The following is a 16,865-nucleotide window of genomic DNA, read 5'->3' as shown; positions in this document are numbered from 1 at the left end:
TTAACGTGAAAAAATACTTTTGGGCTCCTCATGTTCACTGGAGAAATGAAAATAACCATATTATTATTAATGATTTTCAATTTAGAGGGAAAGTAGTTGAACTTTTTCCTGATATTTATTTTCATTTTCAAAAAGGCATTTCTTTAAGCGAAATATATGTTATTTTTAAAGACTTTAATCCAAAGATTTTAAAAATGTTTCTAAAAGATTTAATACGTAATAGAGTTTTAGTTTGCAATGTAAGCACACCGACAGAGCTTTTCGAAACGCAAAACAAATTTGTTTATCAAGAATATGACGATGAGTTTTTTTTATACAAAGAAAATATAGAATCTTATAAGAAGAAACAATTAACTAGGTTTATGTCAAAGAATACTCTTCAATCAATTGATTTGGAGGAATGCTCAGATTTGCCCTCTTTAGTTCAAAATAGAAAAAGTACTAGGAATTTTGATACTAGTAAAATGATGAATTTTTCTAAGTTTAGTCGGTTGTTAAATGTCTTTAAACAGTCTCCAATTCAAGAGGGTATTAAATATTTCTACCCAAGTGCAGGAGGACTGTATCCTGTCAACATATATTTGTATATTAAAGATGGGAGAGTCGAAAATCTTGAGGAAGGGATATATTTTTATAATCCTCACAGCCACTCTATCAATTTACTTAATAGAGTAAAACTGGCTGAAAAAAAATATCATTATTTTATAAACCACAGTGCATTTAATACTTCGAATTTCTCTATCTTTTTCACCCTTGATTGTGATGTAATCATGCCCAAATATAAGGGTGCGGGGTATTACTATGGTATTCTTGAATGTGGTGTTATGTCAGCTACATTGGCTAATATAGCAGAATATTTTGATGTTGGATCGTGCTCCATAGGAGAAATAGACTTCGATAAAATTAAAGATGAATTTAATTTGAATAGCAATGAAATCTATTTACATTCGGTAGAGGTAGGACTAAAGAATAAGGAGGTAAATCATTGATTAATAACACGCTAGTAACGAGTAATAAATTTAAAGAGATTTCTAACTTTATAATAAAAAAAATTCGTGAATTAAGTAAAGATGATTCAGTTGATTTAAGAACTAATATTTTTGATTATCAAATATCTTCTATTAATATATTAAAATTACTTGGAGCCATTGAAGATACATATAATATAAATATTGAATTTTATGATTATATTGACAACCCAGATGTACTGTCATTTTGTCAAGTTGTTTATGAAAAGTTTCAGTTATTAGATAATAAAAAAGAGTATAATATATTACATTTATTAAGCGATGAAGAAAATGCCTATAAAGAATTTGATCTTACAAATGTTCAAGTTGCTTATTTATCTGGAAGAGACAAGCAATTTGAACTGGGGGGAACTTCCACCCATGCTTTTGTAGAATTTGAGGCTGAACTAGATATTGAAAAATTCAATAAAAGTGTACAAGCTGTGATAGAGCGTCAACACATGCTACGTGCAGTTTTTTTATCAAATGGTAAGCAAAAAATACTTGAACACGTACCGAATTATAAATTAGCTATTCAAGATGTGAGTTATCTTAAAAAATCAGACCAAGAAGACAAAATATTAGAAGCAAGAAAAGTAACTAACGAACGAATCTTCGATCCATACCAATGGCCATTGTTTGAATTTAAAGCTTTAAAAATCAGTGATAAACTATATAGAATATTCTTTGATATCGATATGTTAATAGCAGATGGAGCTAGTATCCAGCTTTTATTTAAAGAGATATCTGAATTGTACAATGGAAAGATTCAAGAGCCTTTAGAAGTATCCTATAGAGATTATATGTTAGCTTATAACAAATTAAAGGGAAATCATAAATATCAGGATGACAAGGAATATTGGTTAAATAAACTTAAAAGTTTTCCTTCAACACCAGCTCTGCCAGTAAAAGTAGATTTAGCATGTATAAAAAAACCTACTTTTAAAAGAAAGAAAAAAATTATTGAGAAAAGAAATTGGAATCAATTTGTGAATTTATGCTCTCGGAAGAATATTAGGCCTAGTATACTACTTTTGTCTATTTATTCAAAAGTGTTGTCTAAATGGAGTAATCAGCAAAATATTGCGTTAAACACTACATTATTTAAAAGAAGACCTTTGCATAAGCAGATTAATAACGTTATAGGCGATTTTACAGAAATTATGATATTTGATGTATGCTTCAATAATTTAAATCATTTTTGGGAAGAAGTAAAAAATATTCAGGATAACTTCTTTAAATGCTTATCACATAATGATTTTGATGGAATAGAGTTTACCAGAGAATACTGTGAATTTAATGATATAGATAGAAGGAAAGCTGTTTTTCCGATTGTTTTTACAAGTATGTTATTTGAAAATGAATTAAACTATTTAGATTCTCTAGGAGTTTTTATAGAGAGTATCAGCCAGACATCACAAGTTTATCTGGATCATCAAGTGATAGAGCTCAATGATGGAGTCATGCTTAGTTGGGACTATGTTTCAGAGGCTTTTGAAAATGACGTAATTGAGTCTATGTTTGAGGAGTATACCCACATTATTGACCAATTAACGTCCGGTGAGATGATGTCTTCTGAAGATACAGCACTGGAACAAGCAATTACTGATTATAATCAAACTGAGAAGGCCATCAAGCCGGATACTTTATATCACTTGTTTGCGAGACAAACAATAAAAACACCTGAGAATATTGCGATTGAGTGTCAAGGAAGAGCAGTTACCTATCAAGAGTTACAAGTCATGTCCAACCGTATATCTAGTTTTTTGGAAGAGAAGGGAATTCAGCCAAATGAGTATGTTGGGGTTATTGTTGATCGTGAGATCGAGACAATCGCCAGTATCCTCGCAGTGTTAAAAATTGGAGCTGCCTATATCCCAATTAATCCGGAATTTCCAAAAGAAAGACAATCATATATTGTGAAAGATGGTAATTGTAAAGTTGTATTAACAGCTGAACTGGTAAAAACTATTGTGTCAAGCTATAAAGAGTCTAAAAGAGAAAGTGTGGCAGTGCCGGAACAAATAGCTTATGCGATATACACTTCAGGAAGTACGGGAAAACCTAAAGGTGTAATTATAAAGAATGAGGCTGTAACTAATACTATATTAGACATCAATGAAAAATACAGTGTGAATGAAACAGACCGGTTTATCGGATTATCATCTATGTCCTTTGATTTATCAATATATGATATTTTTGGTGCTTTTTCTGCAGGAGCAACATTAGTAATGATCGAAGATCAGAGAGATATTAAAAAGATTCATGACATCGTAAAAGAGGAAAAAATTACAGTCTGGAACTCCGTTCCCATGATCATGGAAATGTTAGTAAACTATATGGATGAAACAGAAAACAAATCTAACGCTGGAGTTATTAACTATGACGAGCTTCCTGAATTAAGACTGGTATTATTAAGTGGGGATTGGATACCTGTTCATCTTCCTGAGAGGATTAAGGATCACTTCGTTGAAAGTGAAGTCATAAGCTTAGGCGGGGCTACTGAAGCGTCTATTTGGTCGATTTATTATCCAATTAAAACAGTCAAGGCTGAATGGACCAGCATTCCTTACGGTTATCCATTATCAAATCAAACTTACTATGTTTTAAACTATGAAAATGACCCTTGTCCAATCGGAGTGAAAGGTGAACTTTTCATAGGGGGAAAAGGTGTAGCGGAAGGCTATTTAAATGATAAAGAAAAAACTGAAGCGTCATTTATTGATCACCCAGATTTCGGAAGAATTTATCGTACGGGGGATATGGGGGTCTTGACGCAAGAGGGTTATATTGAGTTTTTGGGACGGAAAGATCATCAGATTAAAGTTCGTGGATATCGCGTGGAGTTAGGTGAAATAGAAAGTGTAATATTAGAGCACCGACAGGTGAGAAATGCGGTAGTCATTAATCAAAAGGATGCCAGAAATCAAGATGTGTTATATGCGTACGTAGCGGGGCACCAATCCTTACCGCCAACTGATCTGAAAGAGTTTTTAAGCCTGAAAGTGCCGGAATATATGATACCTAGCTATATCGTACAGATTGAAGAGGTTCCTTTAACAAGTAACGGAAAAGTTGATCGTAAAAAACTACTGGCTCTAGACGTTACAGATCAAGCATCGATTGGAAGGAAAATCAAAGAGCCTCGAACAGAAATTGAGAGAGATTTAGTTGGTATCTGGAAAAGCGTTCTGAAAACAGATGAAATCAGCATAGATGACAACTTTTTTGAATTAGGCGGCAATTCCATATTGATCATTAATTTAATTACTGCTATTGAGGATCGTTTATTTATTAAATTAGATTTTAAAAATTTTATATCCAACAGTACCATTGAGAAACTAGCAAAAGTAATCAGTGTCTCTGAAAGAAAAAGTAAAACAAATAGTAATGTGATGGAAATTCAAGCTGATATCAAGCATAAAAATACGGAATTCGATTTAACTAACGTTCAAATGGCTTATCTAATGGGAAGAGATAAACAATTTGAACTTGGTGGCACCTCAACGCATGCTTATTTAGAAATTGAGACTGTGCTGAATATTGAAAAACTCAACAAAAGTTTACAAAAAGTAATAGATCATCAAGACATGCTGCGCGCGGTCATTCTTCCGAATGGAAGGCAAAAGATTCTTCAACAAGTCCCTCAGTATGAAATATCTGTACAGGATATTAGTCAATTAAGTGATATAGAACAAGAGAAGAAAATTGCAGAAGAAAGAGACAGAACATCACATCATATCTTTAATCCAAATGAGTGGCCTTTATTTGAATTCAAAGCCTTGAAAATTCAAGGGGATAAACATAGATTATTTTTCGACATCGATATGTTAATAGCTGATGGAGCCAGCATCCAGCTTTTATTTAAACAGATATCTGAATTGTATAATGGAAAAGATGAAATGGTACCATTGGAAATAAGCTATAGAGATTATATGTTAGCATACCAAAAAGTCAAGACCACTCAAAAATATGAAAATGATAAAGCCTATTGGTTAAGTCAGCTCGAAGATTTTCCAAAAGCACCTGCGGTGCCATTAAAAGAAAGATTAGATGCAATAAGCAAGCCAACTTTCAAAAGAAAATCTAAAATAATTGACAAGCTTCTATGGGAAACACTTTGTAAAAAAGCTGCAAGCTATAATATTACACCTGCAATAATATTATTTACAGCCTACGCAAAAGTGTTGTCGAAGTGGAGTAACCAACAAAACTTAGCGGTAAATACAACAGTATTTAATAGACAGCCTCTCCATAAACAAGTTAATGATATAATAGGTGATTTTACATCGCTGATTATGTTAAAAGCGAGTTTTGAGAAAAAAATGAACTTTTGGGAGGAGGCAAAAAAGGTTCAGGTTACTTTCATGGAAGCGCTTGAACATAGAGACTATGATGGAGTTGAATTTATAAGAGAATATGCTAGATATAATAATCTAAAGCACAAAAGTGCGACAATGCCAGTAGTGTTCACCAGTATGTTATTTGGAAACATGTTTAATCTTAATAATAATGATCTATTGAATATTGGTGAGTTAAAAATGGCAGTCAGCCAGACATCACAAGTTTATCTGGATCATCAAGTGATAGAGCTCAATGATGGAGTCATGCTTAGTTGGGACTATGTTTCAGAGGCTTTTGAAAATGATGTAATTGAGTCAATGTTTGAGGAATATACCCACATTATTGACCAATTAACGTCCGGTGAGATGATGTCTTCTGAAGATACAGCACTGGAACAAGCAATTACTGATTATAATCAAACTGAGAAGGCCATCAAGCCGGATACTTTATATCACTTGTTTGCGAGACAAACAATAAAAACACCTGAGAATATTGCGATTGAGTGTCAAGGAAGAGCAGTTACCTATCAAGAGTTACAAGTTATGTCCAACCGCATATCTAGTTTTTTGGAAGAGAAGGGAATTCAGCCAAATGAGTATGTTGGGGTTATTGTTGATCGTGAAATCGAGACAATCGCCAGTATCCTCGCAGTGTTAAAAATTGGAGCTGCCTATATCCCAATTAATCCGGAATTTCCAAAAGAAAGACAATCATATATTGTGAAAGATGGTAATTGTAAAGTTGTATTAACAGCTGAACTGGTAAAAACTATTGTGTCAAGCTATAAAGAGTCTAAAAGAGAAAGTGTGGCAGTGCCGGAACAAATAGCTTATGCGATATACACTTCAGGAAGTACGGGAAAACCTAAAGGTGTAATTATAAAGAATGAGGCTGTAACTAATACTATATTAGACATCAATGAAAAATACAGTGTGAATGAAACAGACCGGTTTATCGGATTATCATCTATGTCCTTTGATTTATCAATATATGATATTTTTGGTGCTTTTTCTGCAGGAGCAACATTAGTAATGATCGAAGATCAGAGAGATATTAAAAAGATTCATGACATCGTAAAAGAGGAAAAAATTACAGTCTGGAACTCCGTTCCCATGATCATGGAAATGTTAGTAAACTATATGGATGAAACAGAAAACAAATCTAACGCTGGAGTTATTAACTATGACGAGCTTCCTGAATTAAGACTGGTATTATTAAGTGGGGATTGGATACCTGTTCATCTTCCTGAGAGGATTAAGGATCACTTCGTTGAAAGTGAAGTCATAAGCTTAGGCGGGGCTACTGAAGCGTCTATTTGGTCGATTTATTATCCAATTAAAACAGTCAAGGCTGAATGGACCAGCATTCCTTACGGTTATCCATTATCAAATCAAACTTACTATGTTTTAAACTATGAAAATGACCCTTGTCCAATCGGAGTGAAAGGTGAACTTTTCATAGGGGGAAAAGGTGTAGCAGAAGGCTATTTAAATGATAAAGAAAAAACTGAAGCGTCATTTATTGATCACCCAGATTTCGGAAGAATTTATCGTACGGGGGATATGGGGGTCTTGACGCAAGAGGGTTATATTGAGTTTTTGGGACGGAAAGATCATCAGATTAAAGTTCGTGGATATCGCGTGGAGTTAGGTGAAATAGAAAGTGTAATATTAGAGCACCGACAGGTGAGAAATGCGGTAGTCATTAATCAAAAGGATGCCAGAAATCAAGATGTGTTATATGCGTACGTAGCGGGGCACCAATCCTTACCGCCAACTGATCTGAAAGAGTTTTTAAGCCTGAAAGTGCCGGAATATATGATACCTAGCTATATCGTACAGATTGAAGAGGTTCCTTTAACAAGTAACGGAAAAGTTGATCGTAAAAAACTACTGGCTCTAGACGTTACAGATCAAGCATCGATTGGAAGGAAAATCAAAGAGCCTCGAACAGAAATTGAGAGAGATTTAGTTGGTATCTGGAAAAGCGTTCTGAAAACAGATGAAATCAGCATAGATGACAACTTTTTTGAATTAGGCGGCAATTCCATATTGATCATTAATTTAATTACTGCTATTGAGGATCGTTTATTTATTAAATTAGATTTTAAAAATTTTATATCCAACAGTACCATTGAGAAACTAGCAAAAGTAATCAGTGTTTCTGAAAGAAAAAGTAAAACAAATAGTAATGTGATGGAAATTCAAGCTGATATCAAGCATAAAAATACGGAATTCGATTTAACTAACGTTCAAATGGCTTATCTAATGGGAAGAGATAAACAATTTGAACTTGGTGGCACCTCAACGCATGCTTATTTAGAAATTGAGACTGTGCTGAATATTGAAAAACTCAACAAAAGTTTACAAAAAGTAATAGATCATCAAGACATGCTGCGCGCGGTCATTCTTCCGAATGGAAGGCAAAAGATTCTTCAACAAGTCCCTCAGTATGAAATATCTGTACAGGATATTAGTCAATTAAGTGATATAGAACAAGAGAAGAAAATTGCAGAAGAAAGAGACAGAACATCACATCATATCTTTAATCCAAATGAGTGGCCTTTATTTGAATTCAAAGCCTTGAAAATTCAAGGGGATAAACATAGATTATTTTTCGACATCGATATGTTAATAGCTGATGGAGCCAGCATCCAGCTTTTATTTAAACAGATATCTGAATTGTATAATGGAAAAGATGAAATGGTACCATTGGAAATAAGCTATAGAGATTATATGTTAGCATACCAAAAAGTCAAGACCACTCAAAAATATGAAAATGATAAAGCCTATTGGTTAAGTCAGCTCGAAGATTTTCCAAAAGCACCTGCGGTGCCATTAAAAGAAAGATTAGATGCAATAAGCAAGCCAACTTTCAAAAGAAAATCTAAAATAATTGACAAGCTTCTATGGGAAACACTTTGTAAAAAAGCTGCAAGCTATAATATTACACCTGCAATAATATTATTTACAGCCTACGCAAAAGTGTTGTCGAAGTGGAGTAACCAACAAAACTTAGCGGTAAATACAACAGTATTTAATAGACAGCCTCTCCATAAACAAGTTAATGATATAATAGGTGATTTTACATCGCTGATTATGTTAAAAGCGAGTTTTGAGAAAAAAATGAACTTTTGGGAGGAGGCAAAAAAGGTTCAGGTTACTTTCATGGAAGCGCTTGAACATAGAGACTATGATGGAGTTGAATTTATAAGAGAATATGCTAGATATAATAATCTAAAGCACAAAAGTGCGACAATGCCAGTAGTGTTCACCAGTATGTTATTTGGAAACATGTTTAATCTTAATAATAATGATCTATTGAATATTGGTGAGTTAAAAATGGCAGTCAGCCAGACATCACAAGTTTATCTGGATCATCAAGTGATAGAGCTCAATGATGGAGTCATGCTTAGTTGGGACTATGTTTCAGAGGCTTTTGAAAATGATGTAATTGAGTCAATGTTTGAGGAATATACCCACATTATTGACCAATTAACGTCCGGTGAGATGATGTCTTCTGAAGATACAGCACTGGAACAAGCAATTACTGATTATAATCAAACTGAGAAGGCCATCAAGCCGGATACTTTATATCACTTGTTTGCGAGACAAACAATAAAAACACCTGAGAATATTGCGATTGAGTGTCAAGGAAGAGCAGTTACCTATCAAGAGTTACAAGTTATGTCCAACCGCATATCTAGTTTTTTGGAAGAGAAGGGAATTCAGCCAAATGAGTATGTTGGGGTTATTGTTGATCGTGAAATCGAGACAATCGCCAGTATCCTCGCAGTGTTAAAAATTGGAGCTGCCTATATCCCAATTAATCCGGAATTTCCAAAAGAAAGACAATCATATATTGTGAAAGATGGTAATTGTAAAGTTGTATTAACAGCTGAACTGGTAAAAACTATTGTGTCAAGCTATAAAGAGTCTAAAAGAGAAAGTGTGGCAGTGCCGGAACAAATAGCTTATGCGATATACACTTCAGGAAGTACGGGAAAACCTAAAGGTGTAATTATAAAGAATGAGGCTGTAACTAATACTATATTAGACATCAATGAAAAATACAGTGTGAATGAAACAGACCGGTTTATCGGATTATCATCTATGTCCTTTGATTTATCAATATATGATATTTTTGGTGCTTTTTCTGCAGGAGCAACATTAGTAATGATCGAAGATCAGAGAGATATTAAAAAGATTCATGACATCGTAAAAGAGGAAAAAATTACAGTCTGGAACTCCGTTCCCATGATCATGGAAATGTTAGTAAACTATATGGATGAAACAGAAAACAAATCTAACGCTGGAGTTATTAACTATGACGAGCTTCCTGAATTAAGACTGGTATTATTAAGTGGGGATTGGATACCTGTTCATCTTCCTGAGAGGATTAAGGATCACTTCGTTGAAAGTGAAGTCATAAGCTTAGGCGGGGCTACTGAAGCGTCTATTTGGTCGATTTATTATCCAATTAAAACAGTCAAGGCTGAATGGACCAGCATTCCTTACGGTTATCCATTATCAAATCAAACTTACTATGTTTTAAACTATGAAAATGACCCTTGTCCAATCGGAGTGAAAGGTGAACTTTTCATAGGGGGAAAAGGTGTAGCAGAAGGCTATTTAAATGATAAAGAAAAAACTGAAGCGTCATTTATTGATCACCCAGATTTCGGAAGAATTTATCGTACGGGGGATATGGGGGTCTTGACGCAAGAGGGTTATATTGAGTTTTTGGGACGGAAAGATCATCAGATTAAAGTTCGTGGATATCGCGTGGAGTTAGGTGAAATAGAAAGTGTAATATTAGAGCACCGACAGGTGAGAAATGCGGTAGTCATTAATCAAAAGGATGCCAGAAATCAAGATGTGTTATATGCGTACGTAGCGGGGCACCAATCCTTACCGCCAACTGATCTGAAAGAGTTTTTAAGCCTGAAAGTGCCGGAATATATGATACCTAGCTATATCGTACAGATTGAAGAGGTTCCTTTAACAAGTAACGGAAAAGTTGATCGTAAAAAACTACTGGCTCTAGACGTTACAGATCAAGCATCGATTGGAAGGAAAATCAAAGAGCCTCGAACAGAAATTGAGAGAGATTTAGTTGGTATCTGGAAAAGCGTTCTGAAAACAGATGAAATCAGCATAGATGACAACTTTTTTGAATTAGGCGGTAATTCAATTTCACTTTCAAATATATACACTAAAATAGAAAAAAAATATTCAGATTTGAATATAGTTGATTTATTCAAGTATCAAAAAATTAGTGAATTATCACATTTTATTAGTGTTATGAAAGAGGAGAATAAGAATTTAAAATTAAAATCAGTAAAATTGCCTCCAAAAATTCTTGCTAATAGAAAAGATAATAAAAATGAAAAGACAATAATTTTAGAAAAACAGTTAAAAATTAAGTTTAATAACTTAGAAGTAAGTAATAAAGTAATAAATACATTTTTATATTTATTTAGCAACTTTATAGAAAACGATGAATATTATGTATCCCTTTTAAAATCAAGCTATATAGATTTGGAAAAAATAAATATAGAAGAGTATAGTGATTTAACCGAGTTTATAAAAAACATAGAGGAAAATAAGATAAAAAGAAAGACAGTATCCAAAATAAATTTGCGTAGCAACCTGGGTTTAGAGAGAGATAATGCTCATATTAATGTTTTAATAATAGATAAACAAAAAGTCGAAAATAATATTAGCGAATCTTATGAATTTATATTTAGTTATTTAGTTAATGATAACAATATAAATCTCGAATTAATATTTAAAAATAATAAGTTGCGGGAAATCTCAGTAGAAAAGTTTTTTAATACTTATATAAATATTATTTCTGATTTAATATAAAAGTAGAAAGAGCACCTTTTTCAGGTGCTCTAAAAAGGTGAGTGATGTTTTTATGTTTAATGTTTTTGAACAACTAGATAAAAACGAAATTAAGTTCACTAAAAAAGAAATAGAAACCAAAGTCGCTATAATTGGAATAAGCTCGAGATTACCTAAATCAAATAACTTTAGAGATTTTTGGGGTAATTTGGTTAATGGAGTTGATTGTATTGGAGAAATAGATAGCCAGAGAAAAAAGGATTGCGATTATTTTTTTGAGAATAAAGGTATAGATACGAAAAAAATAAACTATCAGCAAATGGCTTTTGTAAACGATGTGGATAAATTTGATTACAAATATTTTAATATTCCTTATCAAGAAGCATCTTTGATGGACCCTCGTCAAAGATTATTTTTAGAGTCAAGTATTCATGCATTATTGGATGCAGGATACCCAGAAAAAAAAGTTAACGGAAGTAATATTGGTGTATACGTTGGTAGCAGTAATAGTGATTCAATATATAATTATGATAAGGTTATATATGATTCATCTATTCGAAATCCTGTAAGTATTGTTAATAATCTTCCTTCAATGATTGCTAGTCGGGTTTCTTATTATTTAGATTTAAAAGGACCTAGTATGACTCTAGATACTTCTTGTTCCTCCTCTCTTGTAGCAGTTCACGAAGCATGTAAAGCTATAATTCATAATGAATGTGAGATGGCTATTGCAGGGGGATGTAACTTAAATCTTATTCCTCTTCAGCATGAAGTAAGGCTCGGCATTGAATCGAGTACTTTTAGAACGAGGGCTTATGACAATGACTCAGATGGAACAGGATTTGGAGAAGGTATTATTACATTTATTTTAAAACCTTTATTCAGTGCTTTAAGAGATAATGATAACATTTATTCTGTGATAGAAGGAAGTAGTGTTAGTAATCAAGGGTTTTCTTTTGGGGTTGCTACTCCAAGCATTGAAGGACAGGAAAACCTTATTTCGGAAAATATTAGCAAGTCCAATATAGATATCAATGACATTTCGTTTATAGAAGGGCATGGAACAGGAACTGCAATTGGAGATGTAATAGAGATAGAAGCAATCAATCGTGCTTTCTCCGAAATTAACAAAAAAAATTATTTGCCTATGGGGTCTGTAAAAAATAATATAGGTCATTTATTAAGTGCATCCGGAGCTGCTGGATTATTAAAAAGCGTGCTTGCATTAAAAAATCAAATGTTTCCCCCAACGATAAATTATAATACTCCTAATAAAAATATAGATTTTAGTAACTCACCTGTGTTTATTAATACTGAGAAAGTAGAGTTACATAAAAAAGAATTGCTGTTAGGATGTATAAGTTCTTTTGGTATGAGCGGAACTAATTGCCATATGATTATTTCTAATTACGACAAAAAAAGAACTATTCCAAATGAGGATTGTTTAGAGCCTCAAATATTCACATTTTCTGCAAACGATTTGGATACTTTAACTTTTCTATTAAGTGATTTATATAATTTTCTTCTTGAAGAGAATCTGATGCTACTAAGTGATATTGGATATACATTGAATTGCAGAAGAGATCATTTAGCAAATAGAGTGGCTATAATAGCATCATGTAAGGAAGATTTATTAGAAAAATTAAAAGAAGCATTAAATAAGATTCAACAAGGAAATAAAATTATTAAAGATAGTGAAATTTATTTTAACGTTAGTGATATAACCTCTAATGTAAAAGAATTGTCTTTAGGAGATGAGTCTCAAGACGATTTAAGGCAAATTTGCAGAAGGTATATTATGGGCGGTGAAATAAGTTGGGACATGTATTATAAAGAATATAATCAAGTTGTTTCTTTGCCTGTTTTCACCTTTAAGAAAACTCGGTGCTGGTATAGTGAAGAAAAAATAGACTTTGTCTTAAATGACGATGTTATTTTAAATGAAAAAGAAAAAATTGTAGTTGAAACATGGGCAAAACTATTTGGCCTAAATAAAATAGACTTTTCTCAAGATATTTACCAAGTAGGTGGAGATTCCTTGAGCTTGGTAAGTATGTATCATGAAATAGAGTCGAAAATACCCAATATTTCATTAGAAGTGTTTATAGAAAAAGAAACATTAAATGAAATTCTAGATTACGTTAATGAAGCATCACAAAAAAATAATGAAACAGATGAATTAATTTTTGAAAAGAATAATTGTAAAGTTTATAAATTCTCGAATGGAATAAATAATTCAAACACGTATTTAATTTGTAATCGTCATAAGAGTATCCTTATTGATTCTGGAGTTAGTTTAGAATATTTAACAGAGTTCTGTGAAAGATTGAAATTGAATCGAATAGATTATATTGTTCTTACACATGCTCACTTTGATCATACTTATTCTGCAAATGAAATAAAAGAAAAATTCAATTGTAATTTCATAATTCATGAAAGAGAAATAAATTTTGCGAGAGATATCATAAATAATGGACTTGCCCTTCTTGGGAAAAGTTTTACGTTTGAAAGCGATGATATCCTAATTAAAGATAAATATACAGTTTTAAACATTGGAGATATTAGCCTCAAGATAATTCTCAGTCCGGGTCATACAACAGGTAGCGTATGCGTGCTTTATGACAATTTTTTATTTACAGGTGATACTATTTTTAAAGATAAAAAAGCAAAACCCGATAAAAAAACAGGAAATGAAGATTATTTAAAGAAATCCATTTCTTATTTAATTAATAATACTGAAGATAATACTATAATATGCCCTGGTCATGAAGATATTACAACAATTTCATTTGTGAAAAAAAGAATTTATGATTTTTGATTTTATTTTATGAGGTGTTTAGATGTGAAGTTGGTGATTAGTGACAGTGTTTCGGATTTTTTTGATAAGATTTCTTCTCTGCTTTTCTTAAAACATGAAGGATTCTTCAAAGATTATAGCATTAAAATGGGTATAAAATTAGATAATGAATATTTTGTATTACTAGATGATCTTAAAAGAATAAAAGAGTTAGATAGTGAGTTTTTAAATTTTTATTTTGGCAGCTTTTGCGACTACAAAGATGTTAGGAATGCAAATATTTTTTGTTTAGCCACAACCTTTTTTAAAATACCACAAATTTATACGAAAGATTTTTTTGAAATTATTGATTATTTGTCTGCAGTTACAGAAGAAGAGATAAGAAAAAATATTTTAGAGTCTCTAATTTATTTACAAGGAGATCTTAAAACTGAAACATCTACCCAACAGTATTTAAATGATAGGGAAAGTTTATTTGATCTACTTAATAATCTAAATATCAAGCCCGAATACAAGTGGATCATATTTAAGGTAATGAAATCTCCTAAAACTTATGTAGACCAATTTTGCAATAAATTAATGTTGGTGAATGGTTATCTTAACGAGGCGATTTATAATTTAATTAAATTTAGAGATGAGTGGATAAATCAATTAAAAAACATAAATATGGATTTTCCAAAAAAGATAATCAGTACGTTAAAAGGTAAGGAATACTTATCTTGTAATTATATTAATATATATCCAACACTTTTACCTTACACTGCAACTATTACGAAAAGTGAAGATAACATTTATGTTGGACTGGGGTATAAAGTTGATGAAATTTTTGAAAATACATTGGAGAAAGCAGAGATTAATCACATCATTGATTTTTTGAAGCTTTTATCGGATAAAAGTAAGTTCAAGATATTAATCTTACTTAGTCATAAAAAAATGTATGCTAATGAGATTGCTGAACAGCTAAATTTAACCAACGCAACGATTTCACACCATATGAGAATTTTGACATTGCAAGGTTTAGTTGAGAGTACGAGAAATCAAAATAAAACATACTATTATCTTAATTCTTCTAAATTTCATTCTCTTCTAAATGGATTATTAGGGAAATTTAAGTCTGCTTTAATTTTAGAGAAAGAGGAGTAAAATTAAGTGTATAAAACAGTTTATGATTTTATAGTTGATGCTGAAAATCGAGATGATAAAGGAATTACATTTATAAATGGATCCGATAATGAAGTATATATTTCTTATGCTCAATTATTTGAAAAATCCAGAAAAGTATTAGGTGTTTTACAAAAAAAGGGTTTAAGAAAGAAAGATGAACTAATTATACAAATTGAGGATAATGAACAATTTATTAAAGTTTTTTGGGCGTGCATATTAGGTGGAATCATACCTATTCCTTTAAGTGTGGGGTATAATGAAGAGCATAAACAAAAAATACTTCGTATATGGAGTATTCTTAATAATCCTTATTGTATTTCTGATCAAAGAACATTACATTCACTTGAGAAAGTTGCAGATGCAGAAACTTATTCATCAATTGTAAAACAATCAATTTATTTAGATGAAATTAAGAATTCTAATGAAGTGGGTGAATTAATTTCCCCTAAACCAGAAGAAATTGCTTTTATTCAATTCTCTTCTGGTACAACTGGAGATCCTAAAGGTGTAATATTAACACATAAAAATCTTATTACCAATATATCAGCATTAAATGAGGCTTGGGAGACATCGAAATCCGATTCCTCACTAAGCTGGATGCCTTTAACTCATGATATGGGCCTCATTGCTATTCACTTAGCATCAACGTATAAAAAAATTCAACAATATATAATTCCAACCTCCGTTTTTATCCGAAGACCGACTTTGTGGTTATTGAAAACACATCAACACCGTGTTACACAATTATACTCCCCTAACTTTGGATATAAGTTTTTGTTGGATAACTATAAAAAAAATCAAATCTATAACTGGGATTTAACTTGTGTTAGATTATTAGCTAATGGAGCAGAACCAATTTCTACTTCTTTGTGCCAGAGATTTTTAGAAGAAATGAAACAATTCGGATTAAAATATGAAACCCTAAATACTGTATATGGTTTAGCTGAGGCTACAGTTGCTGTTAGTGTCCCAAAATTAGGAAACTCTTTTGTTCCTGTAACCCTTAATAGGGAAGCTTTAGAAGTAGGTCAAAAAATTCAAAAAACTGTTGAAGAAAAAAAGGGAATAACTTTTGTTGAAGTTGGCCCGGCTGTACGTCATTGTTCTTTCCGTATATGTGATTCTAATAATTACGTTCTGGATGATGATTTTATAGGTCATGTGCAAATAAAGGGGGAAAACGTAACGTCTGGGTATTACAATAATGAATCTGCTACCAAAGACGCTATAACTGCAGATGGATGGTTAAATACAGGAGACCTTGGGTTTATACATAATAATAGTTTGGTTATTACCGGAAGAACAAAGGATATCATTATAAAGAATGGCCAAAATTATTATTCACATGATATAGAGAGAGTAGCAGAGAATGTAAAGGATATTGAATTAGGTAATGTTGTGGCATGCGGGGTCCCGAATGAAACAAAGGCGGAAGAAGATCTTGTGATATTTGTAAAATGTAAGCAAAGTTACGATATTACAACAGCAGAGAAGGAATTGAAAAGAGAATTAACAAAACAATTGGGTTTGAATGTACATCAAGTTATACCTGTTAGGAAAATTTTCAAAACTACAAGCGGTAAAGTGCAACGTTCTAAAATGAAGGATTTTTATAAAGAGTTAATTCTGTCTTGATTAAGTTTTACATTTAATCGTATTTTATACCATCTCTGTCTTGTGTATGAATTACCTGATATTTCTTGT

Annotated in this window: 5 protein-coding genes; all 5 read left to right on the top strand. The window is 32.1% G+C overall.

The window, feature by feature from the left end; all coding sequences use genetic code 11:
* The first annotated feature begins 5 nt into the window (after positions 1 to 5).
* Genes ACKTRM_RS14020 through ACKTRM_RS14000 form a run of 5 tightly spaced genes read left to right on the top strand, consistent with a single transcriptional unit; the run spans position 6 to position 16,796 of the window.
* Entirely contained in the window at positions 6 to 989 is a 984-nt protein-coding gene (locus tag ACKTRM_RS14020; protein WP_012118251.1) for a SagB/ThcOx family dehydrogenase, read from the top strand.
* Positions 986 to 11,221: a non-ribosomal peptide synthetase gene (locus tag ACKTRM_RS14015; RefSeq protein WP_173602743.1), complete on the top strand. Its 10,236-nt coding sequence runs from the start codon at positions 986 to 988 to the stop codon at positions 11,219 to 11,221. Before ACKTRM_RS14020 ends, ACKTRM_RS14015 begins: the two co-directional genes overlap by 4 nt.
* A gap of 37 nt (positions 11,222 to 11,258) precedes the next feature.
* Positions 11,259 to 14,018 (top strand): beta-ketoacyl synthase N-terminal-like domain-containing protein, encoded by a 2,760-nt coding sequence (locus tag ACKTRM_RS14010; protein WP_012118249.1) that lies wholly within the window; start codon positions 11,259 to 11,261, stop codon positions 14,016 to 14,018.
* A gap of 9 nt (positions 14,019 to 14,027) precedes the next feature.
* Positions 14,028 to 15,140: an ArsR/SmtB family transcription factor gene (locus ACKTRM_RS14005; protein WP_049753431.1), complete on the top strand. Its 1,113-nt coding sequence runs from the start codon at positions 14,028 to 14,030 to the stop codon at positions 15,138 to 15,140.
* A gap of 6 nt (positions 15,141 to 15,146) precedes the next feature.
* A complete protein-coding gene (locus ACKTRM_RS14000; protein WP_012118247.1) occupies positions 15,147 to 16,796 on the top strand; it encodes an AMP-binding protein in 1,650 nt (549 codons plus the stop codon).
* Positions 16,797 to 16,865: the final 69 nt, after the last annotated feature.

It is taken from the genome of Bacillus sp. D7-8, assembly GCF_052055895.1.
Classification (GTDB): Bacteria; Bacillota; Bacilli; order Bacillales; family Bacillaceae; genus Bacillus; species Bacillus velezensis.
Note: the sequence above shows the minus strand (reverse complement) of the source record. Positions and strands in the feature narration are given on the sequence as shown.

Coding starts and splice junctions, on each gene's coding strand:
- ACKTRM_RS14005 (WP_049753431.1), top strand. CDS start 14,028: ATGAGGTGTTTAGATGTGAAGTTGGTGATTAGTGACAGTGTTTCGGAT.